The organism is Lacimicrobium alkaliphilum (assembly GCF_001466725.1).
In the GTDB taxonomy this organism is placed as follows: domain Bacteria; phylum Pseudomonadota; class Gammaproteobacteria; order Enterobacterales; family Alteromonadaceae; genus Lacimicrobium; species Lacimicrobium alkaliphilum_B.
Map to the genome: position 1 here is coordinate 3,897,226 of NZ_CP013650.1, position 24,630 is coordinate 3,921,855.

17 protein-coding genes are annotated in these 24,630 nt (G+C 50.4%); 7 read left to right on the forward strand and 10 right to left on the reverse strand.

The features are described from left to right. The first annotated feature begins 18 nt into the window (after positions 1–18). Positions 19–1,587, forward strand: a complete 1,569-nt coding sequence (locus AT746_RS17435; RefSeq protein ID WP_062483055.1) for an AMP-binding protein — start codon at positions 19–21, stop codon at positions 1,585–1,587. 259 nt (positions 1,588–1,846) lie between these two features. Beyond that, the gene (locus AT746_RS17440) at positions 1,847–4,201 is read left to right on the forward strand and encodes a TonB-dependent receptor (RefSeq protein ID WP_062483058.1); all 2,355 of its coding nucleotides are present in this window, start codon (positions 1,847–1,849) and stop codon (positions 4,199–4,201) included. Between the two features lie 153 nt (positions 4,202–4,354). On the opposite strand, the gene AT746_RS17445 is transcribed toward AT746_RS17440, so the two are convergent. The 10 genes from AT746_RS17445 to paaN are packed head-to-tail and all read right to left on the reverse strand — an operon-like array spanning position 4,355 to position 15,455. Then, positions 4,355–5,131, reverse strand: coding sequence for an SDR family NAD(P)-dependent oxidoreductase (locus tag AT746_RS17445; RefSeq protein WP_062483061.1), 777 nt, complete (start codon positions 5,129–5,131; stop codon positions 4,355–4,357). A 3-nt stretch (positions 5,132–5,134) separates the two neighbouring features. Next, positions 5,135–6,151: a phosphotransferase family protein gene (locus AT746_RS17450; RefSeq protein WP_062483064.1), complete on the reverse strand. Its 1,017-nt coding sequence runs from the start codon at positions 6,149–6,151 to the stop codon at positions 5,135–5,137. After that, the gene (locus tag AT746_RS17455) at positions 6,144–7,385 is read right to left on the reverse strand and encodes an acyl-CoA dehydrogenase family protein (RefSeq protein WP_062483067.1); all 1,242 of its coding nucleotides are present in this window, start codon (positions 7,383–7,385) and stop codon (positions 6,144–6,146) included. The genes AT746_RS17450 and AT746_RS17455 overlap by 8 nt, the downstream gene beginning before the upstream one ends. Before the next feature lie 13 nt (positions 7,386–7,398). Continuing rightward, complete coding sequence (locus AT746_RS17460) at positions 7,399–8,070, reverse strand: histidine phosphatase family protein (RefSeq protein ID WP_062483069.1); 672 nt, start codon at positions 8,068–8,070, stop codon at positions 7,399–7,401. A 9-nt stretch (positions 8,071–8,079) separates the two neighbouring features. Continuing rightward, positions 8,080–9,282, reverse strand: coding sequence for an acetyl-CoA C-acyltransferase (locus tag AT746_RS17465; protein ID WP_062483072.1), 1,203 nt, complete (start codon positions 9,280–9,282; stop codon positions 8,080–8,082). Position 9,283: 1 nt separating this feature from the next. Continuing rightward, positions 9,284–10,510 (reverse strand): acetyl-CoA acetyltransferase, encoded by a 1,227-nt coding sequence (locus AT746_RS17470; protein ID WP_062484371.1) that lies wholly within the window; start codon positions 10,508–10,510, stop codon positions 9,284–9,286. Between the two features lie 32 nt (positions 10,511–10,542). Continuing rightward, the gene (locus tag AT746_RS17475; RefSeq protein WP_062483075.1) at positions 10,543–10,992 is read right to left on the reverse strand and encodes a PaaI family thioesterase; all 450 of its coding nucleotides are present in this window, start codon (positions 10,990–10,992) and stop codon (positions 10,543–10,545) included. After that, positions 10,985–12,526 carry a class I adenylate-forming enzyme family protein gene (locus AT746_RS17480; protein WP_062483078.1) on the reverse strand — a complete coding sequence of 514 codons (1,542 nt, stop codon included), beginning with the start codon at positions 12,524–12,526 and terminating at the stop codon, positions 10,985–10,987. Before AT746_RS17480 ends, AT746_RS17475 begins: the two co-directional genes overlap by 8 nt. Next, a complete protein-coding gene (locus AT746_RS17485; RefSeq protein ID WP_062483081.1) occupies positions 12,520–13,767 on the reverse strand; it encodes a thiolase family protein in 1,248 nt (415 codons plus the stop codon). The genes AT746_RS17480 and AT746_RS17485 overlap by 7 nt, the downstream gene beginning before the upstream one ends. Beyond that, positions 13,764–15,455 carry a phenylacetic acid degradation protein PaaN gene (paaN, locus tag AT746_RS17490; protein ID WP_231730968.1) on the reverse strand — a complete coding sequence of 564 codons (1,692 nt, stop codon included), beginning with the start codon at positions 15,453–15,455 and terminating at the stop codon, positions 13,764–13,766. The genes AT746_RS17485 and paaN overlap by 4 nt, the downstream gene beginning before the upstream one ends. 285 nt (positions 15,456–15,740) lie before the next feature. Here paaN and AT746_RS17495 point away from each other — a divergent pair, with 285 nt between their 5' ends. The 5 genes from AT746_RS17495 to AT746_RS17515 all read left to right on the forward strand — a co-directional run bounded on the left by AT746_RS17495 (position 15,741) and on the right by AT746_RS17515 (position 24,336). Beyond that, positions 15,741–16,700 (forward strand): NAD(P)H-dependent flavin oxidoreductase, encoded by a 960-nt coding sequence (locus tag AT746_RS17495; RefSeq protein WP_082633426.1) that lies wholly within the window; start codon positions 15,741–15,743, stop codon positions 16,698–16,700. A gap of 6 nt (positions 16,701–16,706) precedes the next feature. Then, positions 16,707–18,224: a carotenoid oxygenase family protein gene (locus AT746_RS17500; RefSeq protein ID WP_062483091.1), complete on the forward strand. Its 1,518-nt coding sequence runs from the start codon at positions 16,707–16,709 to the stop codon at positions 18,222–18,224. Between the two features lie 15 nt (positions 18,225–18,239). Continuing rightward, positions 18,240–19,907, forward strand: coding sequence for a class I adenylate-forming enzyme family protein (locus AT746_RS17505; RefSeq protein ID WP_062483094.1), 1,668 nt, complete (start codon positions 18,240–18,242; stop codon positions 19,905–19,907). A gap of 236 nt (positions 19,908–20,143) precedes the next feature. After that, positions 20,144–21,220 (forward strand): efflux RND transporter periplasmic adaptor subunit, encoded by a 1,077-nt coding sequence (locus AT746_RS17510; RefSeq protein ID WP_062483097.1) that lies wholly within the window; start codon positions 20,144–20,146, stop codon positions 21,218–21,220. Further along, on the forward strand, positions 21,217–24,336 hold the full coding sequence (locus AT746_RS17515; protein WP_062483100.1) for an efflux RND transporter permease subunit: 3,120 nt from the start codon (positions 21,217–21,219) through the stop codon (positions 24,334–24,336). The genes AT746_RS17510 and AT746_RS17515 overlap by 4 nt, the downstream gene beginning before the upstream one ends. Positions 24,337–24,630 lie beyond the last annotated feature (294 nt).

A 24,630-nucleotide genomic window follows, 5' to 3' on the forward strand; every position in this document is an offset into this window, starting at 1 on the left:
CTTACTTCTGAGGCTAGTATGAACCATCCTGACCGCACGGATCCATCTGTAACTGACACGCTACAATCAATTTTTGATCAAGGCTGCGAGACGTTTAAACAGAATGTTGCCTTTACATGCGACAAGCAGAACCTGACTTATCCTGAGCTGGAGCAAAGCTCAAAGCATTTTGCGGCTTATCTGCAAACTCACACCCATCTCAGCCCGGGTGATCGCATCGCGATTCAGCTACCAAATTGCATTGCTTATCCAATAGTGGCCTGGGGCGCACTGCGGGCCGGCTTGGTTTTGGTCAACATCAATCCCTTATACACAAAAAGTGAGCTTGCTCATATTTATAAAGATTCCGGGGCTAAGGCTTTGATTCTGCTGAGCTCCTCTGTTGAACTGGTCTCTTCTTTTGTCAGTGAAACCGATATTTCGACACTTGTTTGCCTGAGCAATGTCCCACCAACCCATCAGCCCCAGAGTATCAGTGCTGTTGATTTTCAGGAGGCGCTGCAACAAGGCAGTAAGTGTCAGTTCCAGCCAGTGAGTGCCAAAGCCGACGATATGGCGCTATTGCAATACACAAGTGGCACGACAGGGTTATCTAAAGGCGCAATACTAACCCATAGGAACCTTATTTCTGCTGCCCGGGGTTTCTGGGATGCCACTGAGATCTTTGAGCCAGGCAATGAAACCTTTGTGGCTCCCCTGCCGCTTTACCATGTGTACGCATTCGTAGCCCATATAGTGTTAGGTGTGGCCTATGGTGTGACCAGCGTTCTGATTACTAATCCCAGGGATATTAAAGCTTTTACCGCCGCTCTGGAAAAGGTTCCGTTTAGCCTTTTTGTTGGCATCAATACCTTATTCAGCGCCCTGTGCCAGGACGAGCAGTTTAAGAAATTAGATTTTTCAGGATTGAAGTTCACACTTTCAGGAGGCATGGCCCTTGATTTAAGTATCGCCAGACGCTGGCAGGCATTAACTGGCTGCGAAATTAATGAAGGATACGGATTAACCGAATCATCGGCCGGCGTGATTGTGAACCGAGGTAAGCAATGTCGGCGAGAAGGTTCAGTGGGTAAACCGGTAGATGGGGTAGAGATTAAAATTGTTGGCGATAAAGGACAGAGTCTGGGTGTGGGAGAACGAGGAGAATTGCACCTTAAAGGCAATCAGGTAATGCAGGGGTATTGGCAAAACCCCGGTGCAACGGACGCTGTTCTCAAGGATGGCTGGTTGGCCACTGGCGATATTGCAAAGGTGGATGAAGACGGCTTTGTGTATATTGTTGACCGTATCAAAGACATGCTGATCGTATCCGGATTCAATGTTTACCCGGCTGAAATAGAACACGTCGTTAACCTGATGGATGGCGTGCTGGAGTGCGCGGTCGTAGGAGGCAAAACCCAGGATTCAAATCAGACAGTTCAACTTTTTGTTGTACTTAAGGACAACACACTTGATACCGGGACTATCCTTGCGCATTGCCAGAGAAACTTAGCTGCATATAAAGTTCCCAAGGTAATCAAGGTGATTGATACACTGCCTAAGTCCCCCGTCGGCAAGATATTAAAGCGGATGCTTAAGCCAGACTAAGCTTTGTTATCATAGTTCACACAGGTACTAAAAGGTCGTTCCCGGTTGGTATTATTCCAACCGGATTACATCACTGCTATTGAGCCGTGCCAGTCCATTTCACCCCTTTTTTCATTCACAACACAAAAACAACAAATTATTAACACAAGTACTTGCATTAAAGAACCCTCAGGTATATCGTCTTATTACTTGCTTTATTAGACCCTATATAAATGCCGTCTGAACTTATGCCTTAGTACTGGGCCCTTAGGAGTAGTCAATGCGAAATGAGTATAAAAAGAAGCCTGTAGCGATTTGTATCTCTGCAATATTGTTGGGACATAGTTTTAACCTTATTGCACAAGAAACGGCTGAGTCAGAATCTGAGTTAGCTCTGGAGGTAATAGAAGTAACTGCACAGAAACGCACCCAGGGATTACAGGATGTCCCTATATCCATTAATGCCATTTCCGGTGATGTTTTAAAAAATTCCAACATGAATAATTTATCAGATGTCTCGGCTTCGGTACCGAACCTGACCATTACAAAATCCGGAATTACTAATCAAATTGGTATCCGCGGCATATCATCTGGCGGCAACAAGGGGTTCGAGCAATCTGTTGCCATGTATGTTGACGAAGTGTATTACGGTCGCGACCAGCTTATTCAATTACCCCTGGTTGATCTGGAACGGGTCGAGATACTGCGTGGACCACAGCCAACATTATTCGGTAAAAATGCGATTGCAGGTGCAATCAGTTTAACTTCGGCTCGCCCTACTGATTACTTTGAGGCGTCAGTCTCTACTCTGTATGAATTTGAGCAGGAAGAAATGAAAACCATTGGCATCATTTCAGGGCCCTTATCGGAGCATGTTAAAGGTCGCTTTGTTGCCTCATATCGCGAGATGGATGGCTGGATAGAGAACGTCACTTTGGATCGTATGGAGCCCAATGTCGAACAGCTTTATCTGAGGGGTTTACTGGAGTGGGACTATGACGATCTCAACATTTTGTTAAAAGCGGAGAGTTCCACTTTTGATACGCTCGGGCGAGCCATTGAGAACCACTCTCCCATTGGCAGTTACTCAACTATTTTCAGTGGCCCTCTGTATGTAGAAACAGATGAAGATTATAAGAGCCAGAGCAATGGCCAGGATAGCGATAATAAAGTCGACAATATTATGCTGAAGGTGGAGTACGACCATAATGACTACACCCTCACTTCCACAACTGCTTACCTGAAATACGATACTGATGAACTGATTGATGTGGATTATACAGGACTGGATCTGTTCAATGGTTCAAATCAGGGAGAACGATTTAAACAATGGAGTCAGGAGCTAAGAATTGCGTCGCCTACCGATGGTGATTTCAGTTATATTGCAGGGATCTACTTGCAGGATAATGAACTGATTACCTACGACAATGTTTTGTTTGGTAGTACATTTGCCGCAAGTCCGGCCTTTGTTCCTGTAGTTAATGGCAGTTGGGATCGGGATTTTTCACAGGATTCACAGGTATTCTCTGCATTTGCACAGTTCGACTGGCAGCTTACTGAAGCACTGTCTGTCACCGCCGGCGCCAGATACAGCAATGAAGAAAAAGACGCCCACCGGATACTTAACCTGTTAGGCGAAAACACCAGCGGTATTCCTGCCAATGCCTTATTTGAGGGCTCACCGGCTTTCGGTCCACAGGCAGGCTTTGAAACTATGATGGGCGCCATAAAGATCTATGCCCATGAGCTGGAAGGAAGTCGTAAAGAATCTCAGCTCGATCCGCTTGTGAATCTTCAGTACAAGTTAGATGATAACGCCATGCTGTATGCCTCCTATACCCGGGGCAGTAAGGGCGGTGGCTTTGATATCAGATCAAACAGCTATCCTGATCATCCGGTCAACCCTGGTTCATTTGAATTTGAAGACGAACAGGCAACCAGCTATGAAATTGGCGGCAAATTCAGCTTTGGTGTACTCGAGTTAAACACCGCAGCCTTTTTTACACGCTATGACGATCTTCAGGTGACGCAATTTGATGGTGTCGTCGGCTTTAATGTGCAAAACGCCGCAGAAGCAGAAATCAAAGGCATAGAGTTAGATGGCCGCTGGCTACTGGCAGAGTCGCTGGTTCTTAGCGGATCGTTAGCCTATCTTGACTTTGAATATCTTGATTTCGATGTGGCGCAATGCGCCCCTGCGCTGGTATTGCCCAATCAGGTGCCGAGTTCCAGCGTTGAAGGTTTATGTAACCTATCCGGTGAACGCGCAATTTATACGCCTGAGCTTACCGGCAATATCAGACTCCAGTATGAACAGGATATCAGTGACTGGGGCTATATCACTTATGGCCTGAACATGGAGTACAGCGACGAATACAATGCGGGTGTAACCATTGACCCCAATAACGTCCAGGAGAGTTTCACCCGGTTCGGCGCGCGAGTGGCACTGGCAGATTACGATGACAAATGGCAGGTCGCCCTTATTGCCAACAACATTACCGATGAGCGTGTCATGACCCTGTCAAATTCGCTGCCTTTTTCTACCACGCTTACCGGGGGAACCGGTGTCGCCTACTATGGTATTTACGAGCGACCAAGAAGCATTGCAGTTGAGTTAACCTATAACTTTTATTAAGTGAACTCACGTTCTGTGTTCAGAATGCCGCCTTTTCAGGCGGCGTTTTTTTAGCCCCAAAGGCATTATCTCATGCCCTCTAAGTTGTTGCTGACAAGTTCAGGTCACGGTGCGGACAAAGGCGTTAATGCAATGGCTGAGAGGGTAAGCTTCTTAAAGAGAACCTATCAGATGGCCGCCATCCACCGGCAATGCAATGCCATTGATAAATGAACCGGCATCACTGCATAACATCAGTAACGGGACATCCAGTTCATGGGCACGCCCCAGCCGTTTCGGCAATATTCCGGCGAGGTACTGCTGGCCCTTTTCCGAGTCAAAATAGTGCTGATTTATCTCTGTTTTGAAGTATCCGGGGCACAGTGCATTCACCCGTATTCCTTTTCTGCCAAGCTCAAGTGCCATTGATTTGGTCAGGTGTATTAAGGCGGCTTTGGATGTTGCATAGCTGCTGTCACCGTAACCCACTCTGAGCCCCAGTATCGAGGCAATATTAACGATACGACCCGAGATCTGTAATTCAAGCATACGCTTTGACACTTTACTGGCCACCTGCCAGGCACCTTTGAGATTGGTATCCATAGTGAAGTCCCAACTGGCCTGATCGATGTTGAGGAACCGTTTGGGGTCAGCAACACCGGCATTGTTAATTAACACACTTACCGGCCCTGCCGATGCTTCAGTTTCCTCAATACCGGCGTCAATACTCTCAGGACAGGTAACGTCCATGGCAATGGCCTTTGCACTATGCCCGGCGTCTTTCAGCCGGGCGCAAAGTTGATTGAGTTTTTCTTTACGCCGCGCCGCGAGTATTACATGGGCTCCGGCAGTTGCCAGAACCTGTGCAAAATGGGCGCCCAATCCGCTTGAAGCCCCCGTAACCAGGGCAACATGTCCCTGCATAGATAACAATGACTGGGGATGACTCATAGATTAATCCTCATTACATATCTGAAGCGCCAGCTCTGTCAGCGGCTCGATCAGACTGGCCATTTCCATCGCTTTATCACTGGAGGCACTGCCTTGCTGGGCTCGCTGCTTAACACCAAGCAAAATAGCGATAAGACGGAAGAAGCTGAATACAAGATAGAAATTCCAGTTGGGTATACCTGCGATCCCCATCATCTGACAATACTGCTCAACATATTCCTGTTCAGTCGGTATCATCAACGCTCCGCGGTCCAGTCCCCCCAGCCCCGGCATTATTTGATTATGCGGCATACGCAACTGCATACATTGATAGGCAAGGTCAGCATAAGGGTGACCCAGTGTGGACAGCTCCCAATCCACCAAGGCCAGAACCCGGGGACGCTCTATGTCAAACATCATATTGTCTAACCGGAAGTCGCCATGTACCAGACTGGTCTTACCATCATCTTCAGGCATATTCGCTGACAGCCAGACTATCAGTGCTTCCATGCCCGGATGAGGTTCACCGGCCGACGCGTAATATTGCTTGCTCCAGCGACTAATCTGCCGCTGGTAGTAATTGCCGGGCTTGCCGAAATCTGCCAGCCCGCAGGCGTCAGGGTCCACCTTGTGTAATGCCGTCAGGACTCTGAGCATCTCCCGATAGATGTCGCCACGCTGTAGTGGTTTGATGTCAGGAAGTGCCGGATCCCACATCACCCTGCCCTGAATATATTCCATTACATAGAAGGCCGTGCCGATCACCGTTTCGTCTGCGCAATAGTGCAGGGGCCGGGCAACCGGCACATCTGTGTGTTGCAGGGCCTGCATCACCCTGAATTCTCTGTCGATAGCATGTGCAGATTTAAGCAACGGACCAGAGGGTTTGCGCCGCAACACATAACGCCGGTTACCCGCATGCAGAAGATAGGTTGGATTAGATTGCCCACCATTAAACTTTTCTGCCGAAGTCAGCTCACGGAATCCGTCAATTTTTCCGCTCAAATATAAGCAAAGTGATGACAGGTTAAAATCACTCATCCTTACCCCCACTGACTGAGGCATATGCCTTGATGATCTGCTTACCCAGCGCCATTTGATGTACCTGATCCGGACCATCTGCCTGGCGACACCAGCGCGCATAATTGAACGCCTCTGCCATAAAATAGTCTTCGGTTAATCCTCCGGCACCATGCAATTGCATGCAGCGGTCGATGATATTCTGCGTCATCAGTGGAATACTGATTTTACATGCGGCTATCAGGTCCCGGGCCGCCTGCGGCCCGACTTCGTCCATTTTGGCGCTACATTGCAGCACCAACTGTCGCATCATCTGAATCTCAGCAAAGGATTTAGCAATATCTTCCCGTACAGATTGATGCTGGCTGAGTTTTCTGCCAAAAGTTGTGCGCTGTGTTGAGCGCTGACAACTCTGTTCCAGCGCCCGCTGCGCCAGACCAATCAAACGCATACAATGATGTATACGTCCAGGCCCCAGTCGTCCCTGTGCAATCTCAAAACCCCGGCCTTCGCCCAGCAGAATATTTCCGATAGGCACTTTTACATCAGTAAACTCCAGCTCTGCGTGACCAACAGGCGCGTCGTCATATCCCAGAGTAGTCAGTGGCCTGACAATACGTATTCCCGGTGTGTCTTTCGGCACCAGCACCTGCGTTTGCTGCTTGTGTTTATCCGGATGCCCGGCATCCGTCTTACCCATAACGATAAAAAGTCGGGTCAGCTCATACATGGCACCGGTAATAAACCACTTGCGCCCGTTTAAAATAAGCTGATCGCCCTTTCTTTGTATACTCAGTTCAATATTGGTTGCATCACTGGATGCAACCTGGGGTTCGGTCATGGCATAGGATGAACGGATTTCTCCCGCCAGCAGCGGCGTTAACCAGTTATGTTGCTGGTGCTGATTCGCGTATTTCATCAGCACCTCCATATTCCCTGTATCAGGCGCATTGCAATTAAATATCTCTGAAGCCCAGGTTACACGCCCCATGATTTCTACCAGAGGCGCATAGTCAAAGTTACTCAATCCCCCGATATCACTGTACTCAGCATGTCTATCTGAAATAAACAGATTCCATAACCCTTGTGCTTTCGCCTTTTCTTTAAGCTCTGCCATCAAAGGCAGCACGGCAAAACGGTTACCGGCACTGTTCAGCTGATGACGGTATAGCTGCTCATTCGGATATACATACTGATCCATAAAATCCTGCAGTTTGACCTGCAAATTAAGGGATTTTTCGCTGAAAGTATTCATTGTTCTGGCCTGCTTACGAGTAGGTAATAAAAGACTGCTTGTCGGAACTGAGCAGATGACTGAGATCATTGAAACCGGTCAGAGAAAAGTCTTTGCCGTTGTATAAAAACGAGCTCACCGCAGAGTTCTTAATTTGCAACGACAGCTCGATAATCTGCTCTGATTTGATACCAAGAAGCGAACCAATTATGGTCGCGATAACACCACCAGAGCTGACGATCACCAACTGTTTATTCCGCTTTCCACACAGCTGATAAAAGCTCTCCATGACGCGCTTATTGAAACTGTCCCAGCTATCAGAGCCATCGGTCTCAATGATCCCCTGCGACCAAAAATGCAGGGCTTTTTTCATGTTGTAATAGTAATCTCTGCGAGGCTGGTCAGTGGCGTGCCAGTCAGCAGAGAATGCCTGTCTGAAAGGGACTAAAAGGCCCTCGAAACTATACTCATTAAGACTGTTAACAGCCTCGGGGTCGGCGTCTTGCGCCAAACCCTGCAGCATTCCGCTGGCCGTTTGGTGATGACGCCGCATATTGCCGGTAACCATATGGTCAAAGCGGATACCAAGTTGCTGCCAATGCTCACCAAGCCAGATGGATTGTTGCTCGCCCAGGGCACTGAGCTGATCATAATTGTCGGCACCAAATGAGGCCTGACCATGGCGGACTAAGGTAATAACAGACATGCAGGCCCCCTATACGCGCTCTATCATCAGTGCGGTTCCGGTGCCCGCGGCGCCACTCGCGGCAACAATGCCGGTTTTAAGGTTTCGTCTTTCCAGTTCATCCAGCAGGGTACCCGCCATCATTGCGCCGGTTGCGCCCAATGGGTGACCAAGGGCAATGCAACCTCCATTGACATTCAGCTTGCTGTCATCAATTTCAAGCTCTTGTTTACAGCGCAATATCGTTGCGCCAAAGGCCTCGTGAATCTCAAACAGATCGATATCGTCACTGGTCAGTCCCTGCTCAGCCATTAACGCCCGGGTAGCGGCGACACACCCCCCCACCACCATGCGCGTATCATCATTGACATTCTTCATCGCCACAATTCTGGCTCTGGGCTGCTGACTCAGCTGTTTTGCTGCTGCCTGTGAACCTATCAACAGAACTGCAGCACCGTCAGCCATGGCAGGAGAATTACCGGCGGTGTGTACATGTGTCATCTGCTCTAATTGGGGGAACGCCTGCAACATCATCTGATCAACACCCTTGGCGCCCATATCGGCAAAGGCCAAAGACATTTTCGCCAGCGATTCGGCACTGGTCTTTTCTCTTATAAGCTTGTCCTGTGTGACCTCACAGCCTTTGACCGGATTAGTAACAGGGACAACGGATTTAAAGTAACCCTGCTCCCTGGCATGTGCTGCCCGCTGTTGGCTGAGCAAGGCCACCGCATCCACTTCTTGCCGGCTGTAGCCGTGCAGCGAAGCGATTAAATCAGCGCCACTGCCCATCATAAACATGCCCATTCTGGCGGCCAGCTTGGCATCCATAAAAGGCCTGGGCTTATCCGATAACATCGCCACTCTGGACATCATTTCCACCCCGCCAGCGACGACCAGTTGATCCATTCCGCACATGACTTTCATGGCGGCCATATTGATCGCGTCAATTCCTGAAGAGCAATAGCGGTTAACAGTGATGCCCGGTATGCTGCCCGGCCAGCCGGCATACAGAGTAGAGGTTTTGGCAATATTGGCCGCCTGCTCTCCGGCCTGTGTTGCACAGCCAAGAATCACATCCCCGACCAGCTCTGGATCAAGCTGGGTGCGGTTTTGCAGAGCGGTATACAAGGTGCCAAGCAGGTCATAGGGCATTAAATCATGCAGTTCCCCCTCTTCACGGGCTTTGGTGCGGGGTGTTCTGATCGCGTCGTAAATATAGGCTTGGGTCATATCAGACTCCTAAAATAAAACTTGCACAGGTGGTGGCACTGCCACCGAGATTGAATGTTCCGAAATTTTTTGCCCCTTCAACCTGATAAGCACCGGCTTCAGAGCGAACCTGCTTGTACGCATCCAGCATCATTCGTACACCAGTGGCACCGACCGGATGCCCGAGGCCAATCAGACCGCCGCTGGGGTTAACAGGAAAGCTGCCCTGCCTCTCGATTGTCCCTTCTTCTATCGCCTGCCAGGATTGACCGGGTGCGGTCAGCCCCAAATGGTCAATCAGCATATATTCGGTCATCGAGAAGCAATCATGCACTTCCATCCCATCAAGACTGTTGATATCAGCCAGTCCGGCACGGCTCAGGGCATCGGTGAAAGTGCCACGCACATAGGGAAAGATCAGTTCAGCCTCCCGGCTTTGCATAAGTTTGTGTTTTAGCAGCATAGGTGCACAGCGATGGCCCCAGCCCTTTATGTGAGGAAGGCTTTGCAGCGCTATCCCCCGTTGTTTTGCATAACGGGCGGCGTACGCCTCACTGGCCAGGAATAACACAGCAGCGCCGTCTGTAATCTGGCCACAGTCCTGCTTGCGTAACGGCGCTTCCACAACCGGGTTGGCCTGTTCGTCCGCACTAAAACTATCGGGCCCGAAGCGCCAGTTGCGGGTTTGCGCATTTGGGTTTTGTCTGGCGTTGGCAAAGTTAATTTCGGCAATACGTCGCAGGTAACCAATATCAGTGTTATATCGTTGTTGATACTCTTCGAATAAGTCCGCAAACATGCGCGGCCAGGGATAGTTGCAGCCCAGTGTTTCTTTACCTCGCCAGGCAGCAGCGCCCAGATGCGCGGCGCCAGTGGCGCCGTCGACATTGCGCATCAGTTCAATGCCCATCACACAGGCAAGCTGGTAGTGCCCTGACTCTATATCCCGCATCGCCGCCAGCAGCGCCATCGAACCAGAAGCACAGGCGGCTTCATGGCGTGAACTGGGAACATGCTCCAAGGCTTTGTTAGCATGGCCAAAAAATCCCCCCAGATGAGCCTGCCCGGTAAACAGGGATGAAATAAAGTTACCGACATGGGCAACATCAATATCAGACGCATCAATGGCACTTGCACAGAGGGCCTGATTCAGGCTCTGCTCAAACAAATCATAAATATCTTTCTGTTGTCTTGCCCAGTTAACAGCAAAGTCAGTTTGTGCGCCGCCCAGTACATAGACCTTGGTCATGGTGTAATACTCCACAAATAATAAAGATGGGACTAAATCCTGATGGCATTGGCCATTGATTTGGCAATCAGGCGCCCCTGACTATCGAGTATCCTGCCGCTGGTCGCAAAAGTACGCCGACCTGCATGATCAACCTCACCAATGACCGTCAATTGCTGCTCAAAATCCATAATGGCTTTTATAAATTTAGTGTTAAGGTCAATCATGGTGTAGCGCTCCTGATTATCCAGCAGTGTCAGCACAGAACAGCCCATTGCAGCATCCAGCAATGCAGCCAGCACACCACCGTGCAGCGAACCAATAAGGTTCATATGTTGCTCTTTGGGCGTATAGCTAAGTTGCACCTGACCGGGTTCGATATGGGTAAATCCATATCCGAGGTTTTTATCCATACCTCCCCGTTTGCCATCCTCAGCGAAGAGTTTTAAACGCTCGATTCCGGACATCTCTGAATATTGCGTATTGAGATTGGTGTCACGCATGATCCTGCTCCTGTTGCTTGGCGATTAACTGCCGGATGTCTCTGCGCACAACTTTGCCAACCGGGTTACGTGGCAGTGCGTCCAGAAAATAAAAAGCTTTTGGTGTTTTGACTGGCCCAAGAGAGTCTTTTAATGCTGCTTTTAGCTCAGTTTCATCAGCAATCCCTGGTTCGCTGAGAACTACCGCTGCCGCTACCTGCTCGCCCCAGTAAGGATCCGGAAGGCCAAATACTGCGGCTTCCGCAACGCTGTCCAGAGCAAACAATGCCGCTTCTACTTCAGCCGGATAAACATTGAAGCCGCCGCTGATAATGACTTCTTTGGAGCGACCCTGAATAAATAAATAGCCCTGCTCATCCAGGTAGCCCAGATCTCCGGTCAGCAGCCAGCCCTGATAGAATGCCCCTGACGTTGCATCCTGCTGTTGATAATATCCGCTCATAACAATGTCGCCCCGCACAGCAATCTCGCCCACCTCCCTGGGGCCAAGCATTGATTGCTCTTTACCAATAATTGCCACCTCACTGAAGCGACAGGCTTTACCCACTGAAAGCTGTAGGGCGGGATCAGCCATATCTTTACTACTCAGCGCGGTGATGACCATTGGAGCTTCTGTCTGACCGTATAAAGTAGAGAGCCGGTCTCCTATCAGAGCTCTTATCTGACGAATACGTGAGGTAGGCATGGGCGCCGCGCCGTAGGTAAGAAAACGCAGATATGGAAAGTTTCTTGCACTGACACCTGGTGTATCGAATATTTTGTAAATAAGGGTGGGGGGCATAAAGCAGATGCTGACTGACGACGCAAACGCCTGCATAATTCTGCTGACCTCAGGTTTTTCCAGCAGAATATGCCGGCCCCCGACGGCCAGAACCGGCAGAATATAATGGGAACCACCATGAGTCAGTGGTGCAACAGCCAGGTTGCAGTCATGTTGATCAAATTCATACAGTTCCCGGAGCGATTCCACAACCGCGGAAACGTTATGATGAGACTGCATTACACCTTTAGGCGTACCTGTGGTGCCGCCGGTAAATTTGATCGCCATAATTTCCTGCGGTTCGGGGCGCATCGCAGTGAAGGGCATTTGATAATATTTCTCAACCAGTGCCTGGGCGCTCTGGTCAGTGTCTCTTGTTGAGGTCAGCGACATTACCGGAACAGTGATTCCTTCTGGTAGCGTCGTCTGGCTGGCTTCATCAACAATCACCAGTGAAGGTGAGGATTGCTCCAGCAGTTGCCGGTTTAAGCTTGCACCGTTTTTGGGGTTAACGGGGATCCAGATACAACCGGCAGCGAGAATAGCCAGGTAAGCGGTCAGGTGGCCGATATGATTCTCCGCGCATAACGCAATGCGGGCACCAGAGGGATAACGTTCATGTAGAGCTAAAGCTAACGCCTCCACACGATATACCAGCTCCTGATAGTTTACCGTTTCCTGGCTGTCTGTGGCCGCAGGCGCATTCGGATTAATAGCCAGCCCTTTGTACAAGTAATCAATTGGCAAGGGTAAACTTGCTGAATTGGCTAGCATTTTATTTTCTCCAATACTGTTATTACTGTGGTGGCCTCTTCGTTCTCATAGAAACCACCGCCATTTTCCGCCACACCAATGCGTGCATCTGGTACCTGTCGCTTGCCGGCCCGATGGCGCAACTGTGCTACCAGTTCCTGTATTTGCATAAGCCCGGTGGCACCCACTGGATGGCCTTTTGAGATCAACCCTCCAGAGGTATTAACAGGAACTTTCCCACCCAGACGTGTATGGCCGGCCTCACTAAAAGAACCGCCCTCTCCAATCGGACATAGACCCAGATTTTCGATCTGCTGGATTTCTGAATAAGCGGTTGCATCATGCACCTCAGCCACATCAATATCCGTAGGTTCAATCCCGGACTTTTCATACACATCCAGGGCAGCCAGCCGGCCTATATGCTGAGAGAAATCTGAGTCAGCTCTTGATATACCTGTAAGCAAACTGATCCCGCGAATCCCTATTGCCTTGTCTGCATATAAAGATCGGGCCATTTTTTCTGAGCAAAGCACTAATGCCGCTGCACCATCAGAAATAGGGGCGCACATAGGCAGGGTTAGTGGCCAACTGATGGAACGACTGGCGAGGACTTCATCGATACTCATATCATGTTGATACTGGGCCAGCGGGTTCATGGTCGAGTGCCAATGATTTTTCGCCGCTACTGCAGCCAGTTGCCGACGGGTTGTACCAAATTTTTGCATATGCAACCTTGCCTGGCCGGCATAACTGTCCATAAAGAAGCTGCGCTGTACTTGTGATTGATCAGTAAACTCTTCGGGTACCAGGTTTTGCGCCCAACCAGCGACCTTACGCTCGAACTCCTCCAGCCGGTGAATATCGGTGCCTCCCAGAAAAGCCCTGAACATCATTGGCCGATTGTCGGGGAAGTACATTTTCTCTGCCCCCACTACCAGCGCCACATCACAGAATCCGGCCGCAATATGTGACACTGCATTGAAAAGAGCTGTTGAACCCGACGCGCAGGCATTCTCGACATTGGTAATGGGTATGGGTCCGATTCCTAAGGGCCGCAACGCACATTGCCCACGAATGCCATTCTGACCTTCAAACAAGCCTTGCCTTGAATTAGAAAACCAGGCCGCCTGCACCGACGAGATATCCAAGCCCGCATCCTTTAAGGCTTCGCCAACAGCCTGTTGAGTCAGAGATTTAACCGAAGCCTCAGGGAATTTTCCCAGTGCAGTCATACCCGCACCCACTATGGCCACTCCGGTCATGCTTTCATGACCTTATTCTGAACCACCCGAAAACGACGACAGACAAATGCAAGATCGGTCAAACATGCATTACCGGCAGGGTTCAGACCAGTGACGTGAAAGTCACTATACGCTGCAGCAAAATTGATGGGCATGTTGATCAGGTTGCAGGCAAGAGAAGCACCGGAACGATTGAAGCTTTGTTGTGCCCGGAGAATGAATGCCTCATCCGTTGAGTAAACATGGGAGGTGATGGCACCGTAATCAGCCGCATCACTGCTGGCCGCCATAAGACAATCGTCACTGTCCTGGCCTTTGATAATAAACGAAATTGGCCCGAACAACTCCTGACTGTAGAGCGATTTTTGCTGCTGGCTGACTTCTAAAATCAGCGGCGTAGCGGTGCGGGCATGGCTGAATTGCGGATGAGCGTATGGTGCCGAGTCACGCAATATGCGGCCTGCCTTGTTACCCTCGCTGCGCAAACGGCTGATGGTGTCAGGAATATCATCATTCACCAACGCTCCACACAGAAATGCCGCCTGCTCCGGCTTTTCCAACAGTTGATTGACCGCTTCGACAATCGCACCTGCCACCTCATCAAAACTGATTTGACGGCCCTGAGCCATAATTCCTGCGGCCGGAATATGAATATTCTGCACACTGGTACACATTTGTGCCGAAGCCTGGCACAGCGATTGTGCAATTGCTGTTGCCATGGCGCTGAGGTTATCCGTTGATTCGATAACCACCGAGTTACACCCCGCTGTTTCAGTATAAACCTGCAGCTGTGAACAATGGCGCTCAATCCAGCTACCAAAGGCCGGACTGCCGGTAAAATCGACGATCGCGGTATCCTGATGTTCCAGCAGCGTTTTGGCTACAGGCTCTGAACGCGTGTCTGCCGCCAGTGTCACCAGGTTTGGATCAAACCCGGCCTCAGCAAGCACCTCGCGACAGGTACGCACCAGCATCGCCACTGGCAAAGTGGCATTAGGATGGGCTTTCATCACCACTGGATTGCCTGTTGCCAGACTCGCCATTAAGGCCGGATAACCATTCCATAACGGAAAAGTTGCACAGCAAATCACGGCTGCCACGCCGACCGGCATCAGCTTATATTCCTTTTCCAGCTGGATCTCCGGTCCCGAGCCAAAACGTCGCTGCCAGCTGGCTGTAGGCGGGATATCCTGCACCGCTTTATAAGCATACGCCAGAGCCTCAAGCCCCCGATCCAGCGCGTTAGCGCCACTGCCGGCAAATGCCATAATAAAGCTCTGCCCCGATGTATGCATGGTGGCATGAGCATTTTCAAATAACTGCTGCGAGCAACGATGCAGTATCTCCAGGCAAACACCAAAGCGGGTATTAACAGAGGTCTCAGCCCACTGCTCTTTTCCAGCTGCCATAGCCTGATAGAGCGTTTCTACATCAACCCTGGGATAGCTGATACCCAGAGGCTCTCTTGTATAGGGTGAAACCTCTTCACCAATCCGGCCCACCTCGCCTGGCATTGTCAGGGGAAAGTCCCGGTTCAGCATTCGCTCAAAATTGGCTTTTCCCTGGATAGGCGGTTCTTTTCCGTGAATTTTACTGCTTGGCGATTCGGCATAAGCGGTCCATGCGTATCGATGGTTACAGGCGTCAATTGCTTTGCTCAGCGTTGACCGATGCTCTGCAAACCAATCCACATCATTTGTCTGTAGCACATTCCACCTCAAGTAGGTACTATATTGAAAGTTACATTCACAATATCAGGGCAAAACTGGCAGTGCAAGACTTTCATTTTTCATGCTGTTTGCGTTTTTTTGTCAGGGACAATGTCCCCGATGACAAAAATATTTCCCTGACTAGCTCTTGCAGCTCCCTCCTGAATAGCCTTTAAAACTATTACTTGCATTATAAGTCTTTCTATTCAATCATAAGTGTAAATGAAATGTATGCATATTGTTTCGCTATGGAACAGATGCATCTCGATGATAAGAGAAGGTGTTATGAATCAAGCTCAGAAACTGCTTGCCGGATTGAAAATACCGGCTTTACAGGCGCCGATGTTCCTAATTTCCGGACCGGAAATGGTCATTAACGCGTGTAAGTCGGGAATAGTGGGGAGTTTTCCCACACCCAATGCCAGAACGCCCGAAATTTTGGATCAGTGGATGGCAGAGATAACGGAGCAGTTAAGTTCTGCACAGAACCCGGCTCCATGGGCTGTTAACCTGATAGTACATCCCTCTTATCCGCGTCTTGAAGCTGATCTGCAGGTAATCCTCAAATACAAGCCACCGATTGTTATCACAGCACTGGGTAGTCCAAAGAATGTTGTTGAAGCCATCCATAGCTACGGCGGTGTTGTACTGGCGGATGTTGTCAATACAACCTACGCCAAGAAAGCGGCGTCAGCGGGAGTAGATGGGCTGGTACTGATATCAGCCGGTGCCGGCGGTCATACCGGATACCTCTCTCCTTTCGTGTTTGTCAATGAAGTACGCCAGTGGTGGGATGGCGCCATTGTCTTAGGCGGTGGCATCAGTACCGGGAAAAACGTGTTCGCAGCCCGTGCAATGGGAGCTGACGCTGCATATTTGGGCACCCGTTTTATTCCCACAAAAGAAGCGCTCTGTGTAGACGAGTACAAACAAATGATCGTCGAAGCGTCATCTGATGACATCGTAACCTCAGATGCCATTACCGGAGTCAAAGCCAACTGGCTGCGCCAGTCGCTGCTCAACGCCGGACTGGATCCGGACAATATGACTGCAAAAGGCAAAATTGATTTTGCCAGCAACGGTGCTGATAACAAGCGCTGGAAGGATATCTGGGCAGCAGGCCAGGGCGTATCAGCTTCAGAATCAGTCTCCGATGTGTCCAGCATCGTTAATCTACTTGCCCGGGAATACGTCTCTGCTGCCAGCGAGCTGACGCAGACGCTTAAGCCCGGAAATAGGGAGTAATATGTCATGAGCCAATTTGAAATCACCGATCGTAATACCATCAGATTGTCCCGGGATGGGCGAGAGTCGCCTGATAGCCCTGAATGGACCAGGAATATAGACAATCCATATCTGCATGGTGTCTATGCCCCGACAACAATCGAAACCGATACCGACGAATTAGAGATTGTCAGTGGCAGTATACCCGAAGATCTGTATGGCGCTTATCTGCGCAACGGCCCCAATCCAGTGCATGAACCGCGCTTCAACTACCATCCCTTTGATGGTGACGGTATGTTGTATGCCATTTACTTTAAACAGGGCCGGGCTCGTTTTTGCAACCGATGGATAAAAACCGAAGCGTACCTGAAAGAGCAAGAGGCCAACGAGGCTATCTGGCCTGGTGTGATGGGACCTTTCGATTTCAGCTTGCCGGGCTTTCCTATTAAAGATACGTCAAACACCGACGTGATGTACTTCAACGGCCATATCATGTCACTCTGGTATAACGCTGGCACCCCTTACAAGCTGGACACCAAAACCCTTGAGACCGTAGGCCGGGAAGACCTGAATGGCCAGCTCAAACGCGCGCTTTCAGCTCACTCCAAAGTTGACTGGGAGAAAGAAGAGTTAATCTTCTTTGACTACTTCGATGAATTCCCCTACATGAGTTATGGCATTGCCGACAAGAAGGGCAATGTAATACATCAGCAGGATATTGAGCTACCCGGCCCACGCCTGCCCCATGATATCGGTGTGACTCAGAACTATGTCATTCTGCATGACTGCCCCTTTTATCATGATGTTGAGCTGCTTAAGAAAACAAAAAAGCGGGTAATGACGTTTCATACTGATGTTCCCACCAGATTTGGTGTACAGCCCAGATATGGTGCGGGGAGTGAAGTGAAATGGTTTGAATGCGAACCCTGTTACATACTTCACACGGTAAATTGCTGGGAAGAGGGTGACTGGGTGATCCAGGTTGGTTGCAGGTCAACCAACCCGATGCCAAAGGCTGACCCCAGCGAAGGTAAGCTCTCTCATATGCTGGCCTATATGCGGCTGGAAGCCAATATGTATGTCTGGAAATTCAATCTCAAAACCGGCGAGGTTATTGAAGGTGATCTGGATACACTGAACACTGAGTTCTGTTGCTCTAACCCGCTCTATCTTGGGTACAAAAGCAAATACAGTTACAACCAGTATATTATGCAACGGGATAAGGACAATGTTGGCACACTGGCCTTTGGCGCATTGCTGAAATACGACATTGAGACCGGGCAATATGATCGTTATGACTACGGGCCTGGTGTATTCGGCAGCGAAACCCCGTTCTGTCCCAGACGCTCGGCTACTCGCGCCGACCCGGAAGATGATGGTTACCTGGTTAATTTTGTCACCGACACCAATGACTGGACCTCCTACTGTCTGATTTTCGATGCTAAAGACATCACTAAAGGCCCTGTTTGTAAAATTAAGCTTCCCCATCGTTTGCCATATGGATTCCATGCCAATTGGGCCCGTGGTGAAGATCTTAGTCTCTAGAACAAAGGGGTAATTATGATAACTACAAGTAGTTCAGATATCGCTCGCTATCGCGATGAAGGAATCTGGGGTGACCGCAAGCTACACAACTTGCTGAGTCAAACCTCCAAATCGAAAAGTCGTGAAATTGCGCTTGTTGATCCACTTAATAAATACGATTTAACCGGTGCTCAGCCTTTGCGGCTAAGTTATGCGGATTTAATGGATAAAGTTGACAGGCTGGCGCTTTCTCTGTTGAAAAACGATATTGGTAAAGATGATATTCTGCTGGTACAGATGCCAAATATTATTGAGCTGGTGCTCGTATATCTGGCAGCATCGAAGTTGGGAGCCATTGTCAGCCCGATTCCCATGCAATACCAGGAATACGAATTACAGCGTATTCTCAACGTGCTGCAGCCCAAGGCTGTAATAACCGTTGCCACATTCAAGCAACAGGACTTTACCCAGCATATTCTTGATGCGGTGAAGTCGGCATCTTCAGAGCTTAAGACATCACCCGAAGTGTTTACTTTTTTCGATGGGAAAAGCACTACAGATCTGAGTGAAATGATGCAGCAGGTGGACACTTTACAGCCACTGGAAGCCTATATCAAAGAGGTTGATATCACTGCGGATCAGGTATTTACCATCTGCTGGACATCAGGTACGGAAGGCGCACCGAAAGGTATTCCCCGTTCACATAATCAATGGCTGACCGTTGGTCTGGCAACCTATGAAGGCAATCAGATTGAGGATGGAGAAGCTCTGCTTAATCCGTTTCCGTTTATTAATATGGCCTCCATTGGCGGATTATTTCTTAGTTGGCTGTACAGTGGTGGCAAGCTGGTCTTGCATCACCCCCTGGATTTGCCCCTTTTCCTGCGTCAGATTGTGTCTGAAAAGATCAGCTACACTCTGGCTCCCCCCGCGCTATTAAATAACATTCTCAAGAATGAAGCCTTGCTGGCACAGTGCGACTTTTCCGGCATCAGAGCCATAGGCTCAGGCTCTGCGCCACTGGATACCTGGATGGTAGAGGGCTTTAAGGAACGCTTTGATATAGAAATTGTCAATCACTTTGGCTCGAATGAAGGTGTTTGTCTGCTTTGCGGGCCTAATGAAACAACATCAAGTGAAAAGCGGGCACAACTCTTTCCCCGCGCGCACAAATTCCTGCAAACCCGCATCGTTGATCGAACCAGTGGAGAAATCATAGAGCAACCAGGTATTCAGGGTGAGCTACAAATAAAGGGGCCGAGTGTTTTTGATGGCTACTATGGTGCTGACAAGCTTACCGACGAAGCTTTCACCCCTGATGGCTACTACCGGACAGGGGATCTGTTTGAAATCAGTCAATATGATCAGGCTTTTTATCATTTCAGGGGACGCTGTAAAGATTTGATTATAAGAGGGGGAGTAAATATTTCTCCGGCTGAGCTGGATACACTTATAAACGCCCATCAGGATATTGTTGAAGCCGCCGTCGCTCCCTACCCCTGCGATATTATGGGAGAGCGGGTTGCAGCCTTTGTCGTTACTCACCCGGGAAAAGAGATAACACTCGCGCAACTGGTCAGCTTTATGAAACAAAGTAAGATTGCCACATTTAAGTTGCCTGAGAAAATCATCCAGTTAGAAGCTATTCCCCGTAATCCACTTGGTAAAGTGGAAAGACACAAATTGGCTGACTTTCTGACTTAAACACAACGCAATAGTCAGACTTCATTGTTACGAGCTTGCCGGAGAGCTGTTCATGTTTGGCATGCAGAATCCAGTAAGCTCAGTTTCTCTTTATAAAAATTCAGACAAGTGCTTTAAGTACAGTGTCGGCGGCTAATAACTAAAGCTTACAATTGCTTCCTTGCTGGTGCTCAAGTCCATCGGTATATTCAGGCTATGCTGATCATTTATCCGCGCCTGTTGCCAGGGATGCACTTATGTTGAAAAAAATGTCCTTTTCTCCCGTGATCATCGCCATAGTGCTGGCGATTGTACTGGTCATCTGGCTGTTAAGTGGTGATGACTACAGTGCCCGTACCGAAGCGCCCGCAGAGCAACAACCTCCAAAAGCGCAACTGACCAGCGTTGAAACTCGCTGGTCTGAGGCCCGGCCCTATGCAGCCACAACAATTGCACAGGGCCAGGTGTTGCCCTGGCGTCTGGTGGAAATCAAGTCACAGCAAAGCGGCAGAATAGAACAGCTTTACAAGCAACAGGGCGAGCCCGTGCAGCAAGGGGAAAAGCTGTTGCGTATTTCCGATGAAGGCCGCAGCGCATTGCTGGCAAAGGCTCAGGCCAATCTGAAATTACGTCAAAGCGAACTGAAAAGCGCGCGCTCCCTGGGAGAATCGCAGTTTTCCTCAGCCACTGAACTGACCCGGCTGGAAAGTGAACTGGCAAAGGCCGAAGCCGAATTACACAACGCCCGTCTTAACCTTAGTCAGACTGAACCCGGCGCCCCTTTTGACGGCGTGGTCGACCGCCGCCATATCGAAGTGGGCGACCTGGTGCAAAGCGGCACGGCCCTGATGCAACTGGTGCAACTGGACAAGCTCAAGGTCACCGCGCAGATCCCACAGCAACATGTTAGCGAACTGGAAATCGGCCAGAGCGCGACCCTGACGCTGCTCGATGGCCGCAAACTGGAAGGCACCTTAAGCTTTATCAGCGCGGCTGCCGACACCTCCACCCGCAGTTTTTATATCGAGATCACGGCCCCCAACCCGCAGCATTGGCGCATCGCCGGTGGCAGCGCCACGGTGGAAATAGCCCTTGGCAGTGTGCCCGCCCATTATGTGTCACCGGCGCTGCTGAGCCTGGATGACAGCGGTAACCTGGGGCTTTCGGTGGTTAATCAGCAAAAACAGGTGGAGTTTTATCCGGTCAGCATCCTCTCCGCCACCAACGATGGCGCCTGGGTCAGCGGTTTGCCGGAACGGGCACAAATCATCATTCAGGGCGCCGGTTTTGTGCAGCCAGGAGACGTTGTGCGCACCACTGAGGTAAGCTCATGAGCGAGATGATTCGCGCGGCGATTCAACGCAGCCGTGCCAGTATCATGTTATTGCTGTTTTTATTTATCGCCGGGATTACCGCTTATCAGTCCATTCCCAAGGAAGCCAATCCGGATGTAGCTATTCCCCTGATGTATGTGTCCATGACCCTGGATGGCATCAGCCCGGAAGATGGCGAACGCTTACTTGTCAGGCCCATGGAGCACGAATTGCGCTCCTTAGAGGGCATCAAAAAGATGACCTCTACCGCCAGTGAAGGTCATGCCTCGGTGATGCTGGAGTTCGATGCCGGCTTTGACGCCGATCAGGCGCTGTCAGATGTGCGGGTCAAGGTGGACGCAGCCCGGGCCAAACTGCCCAGTGAAGCGGAAGAGCCCACCGTCAACGAAATCAATGTCGGCCTGTTCCCGGTATTGTCGGTCGGTCTGTCCGGTCCGGTTTCAGAAAGTCAGTTGGTATTTATCGCCCGCCAGTTAAAAGAGAACATCGAGTCCATTCCCGAGGTGCTGGAGGTGGATATTGGTGGTGACCGCGAAGATTTACTCGAAATCGTGGTCGATCCGCAGGTACTGGAAGGTTACGGTCTGGATTATCAGCAACTTTTCAGCCTGGTCTCCAACAATAACCGCCTGGTGGCCGCCGGTAGTCTGGACACCGGTGCCGGCCGCATGGCAATGAAAGTACCGGGGGTGATAGAGGATCTGGATGATGTGCTGTCTATACCCATCAAGGTAGAGGGCGACACCGTTATCACCTTTGCCGATGTGGCCACCATCAACCGCACCTTTAAAGATCCTCTTGGCTTTGCCCGCATCAACGGGCAGCCTGCGGTGGTACTGGAGATTAAAAAACGCAGCGGTGCCAATATCATCTCCACCATAGAGCAGACCAAACAGATTATTGAACAGGCCGACAGCCTTCTGCCCGAGGGCATGAAGGTAAACTACATCATGGATCAGTCCAAAGATGTCAAAACCATGCTCTCGGATCTGCTCAATAATGTACTGACTGCTGTGGTGCTGGTGCTGATCCTGATTATCGCCACCATGGGCATGCGCTCGGCGGTGCTGGTAGGTATTACCATACCGGGAGCATTTTTTGCCGGCATACTGATGATCTATATGCTGGGCTATACCATGAACATTATCGTGCTGTTTGCCCTGATCCTGGTTGCCGGAATGCTGGTGGATGGCGCCATTGTGGTCAGCGAGCTGGCAGACAGGAATCTGGCTGAAGGCCAGCAACCCAAACGGGCCTGGGCCAATGCCGCCAGCCGTATGGCCTGGCCTATTATTGCCTCCACCGCCACCACCATCGCGGTATTCACGCCGCTGTTGTTCTGGCCCGGTGTGGTCGGCCAGTTTATGAAGTACCTGCCAGCTACAGTGATCCTCTGTTTGCTGGCATCGCTGTTTATGGCGCTGATATTTCTGCCGGTTATGGGCAGTGTCAGCCGCCGTCGAAACCGGGTTCACGAGCTTAAAAACAGTGTCGGAGGAAAGGCTTATGGCAGTATCCTCGGTCATCTGCTGCGACGGCCTGTCCTGACCTTTATGGGCACCATCGGCGCCATTATTGTGATTTACATTGCCTATTGGAAATACAACCATGGCCTGGAATTTTTCCCCTCCGTTGAGCCTGAGTCAGCCCAGGTCTGGGTCAGAGCCCGTGGCGATATGTCAATTTATGAAAAAGACGCCCTGCTGCAAAAGGTCGAAAAGCGCCTGCTTGGCTTATCTGAAGTCAAGGCCCTGTATGCCCGCTCGCTGGCCAGTGCCAGCGGTGAACTGGCGCCGGATGTGATTGGCACCCTGCAGTTTCAGTTTATCGACTGGCATCAGCGCCGGCGGGCGGCAGAGATACTCGAAGAAATGCGCTCACTGACTGCAGATATTCCCGGTATTATTCTCGAATTCCGTGAGCAGGAAGGCGGACCGGCAGCCGGCAAACCGGTCGAGTTGCAGGTCAGCAGTATGGACAACGAAGCCACCGAACAGGCGGTGGAAAAGATCATCGCTCAGATGCAGCAGATGGAGGGCTTTGTTGATATCGAAGATGATCGCAGCTTAGCCGGGGTGGAATGGCGGTTGCTGGTTGATCGCGCCGCCGCTGCACGCTTCGGTGCCGATGTGCTGACAGTAGGTAACGCCGTACAGATGATAAGTAATGGTCTGCTGCTGGCCAAATTCCGCCCTGAATACGCCAGTGATGAGGTGGATATTCGCGTACGCTTTCCAAAGGACTGGCGTTCATTAGATCAGCTCAGCCGTCTGACGGTTAACTCCCCGCGCGGACAGGTGCCGCTGAGTAATTTTGTGAAACTGCAGCCGGCACCAAAAACCAGTATTGTTAAGCGCATTGATGGTAGTCGCGCCATCACCATAAAATCGGACCTTGCTGAAGGTTATCAGGTCAGCGAACGGCTGCAGGCCCTGTATGCCAGTGAACTGGATATAGCGGACAGTGTGTCGATAAAAGCCGCCGGCGAAAGTGCCGATCAGGAAGAGGCCATGATGTTTCTTATCCGCGCTTTTATCACCGCCATCTTTCTGATGCTGATGATCCTGCTGGTGCAATTTAACAGCTGGTATCAGAGCCTGCTGGTGCTCTCCGCCATTGTTTTTTCCACCGCCGGGGTATTGCTGGGGCTGCTGGTGAATGGCCAGAGCTTTGGCGTGGTCATGGTGGGCATGGGGATTATCGGCCTGGCGGGCATTGTGGTAAACAATAATATTGTACTCATCGACACCTATAACCAGATGCGCGATGACGGCCTGTCACCACAACAGGCCGCACTGGAAACGGGTTGCCTGCGTTTAAGACCGGTACTGCTGACATCTGTTACCACAGTATTGGGGCTGATGCCCATGGTGCTGGCGGTCAACGTCAATCTGCTCGAGCCCAGCCTTGGCTTTGGCGCGCCCTCCACCCAATGGTGGACCCAGATGTCCAGCGCCATCGCAGGAGGACTGGTGTTTGCCACTGCGCTGACACTGTTTTTAACCCCCTGCATGCTGGTGCTGGGAGAGAAAATCAAACCCCGTAAAACCACCAGCCAGACCGAGCCGGAAACCAGAGAGGAAGATATTCCCCGGCTTACCAGACGCCGGGCCTGAAACACCGTATTAGGAAGTACAGGCCTTAATAGCGCTGCGCTATGACTCTGCCCGACCTGACACGTTTCCCGAAAAGTTTAGACTCAACCGGACAGTCAGCTAAGAGCGAGGAGCGGATATTAAAGGATAAGTTTGGAGCTTATGTTGTCAGTCGGTATGAGAGGTAAGAGCATTAATATGGATCTTATCCTTTTTTACCCTTTCATTTTTAATGTTTGTGCAGCAGTTTAAACTCATGTATTTTGGGGGAATGCCTAGATTCTTTGGCATTTACCCCAAAATACATGGTGTTTA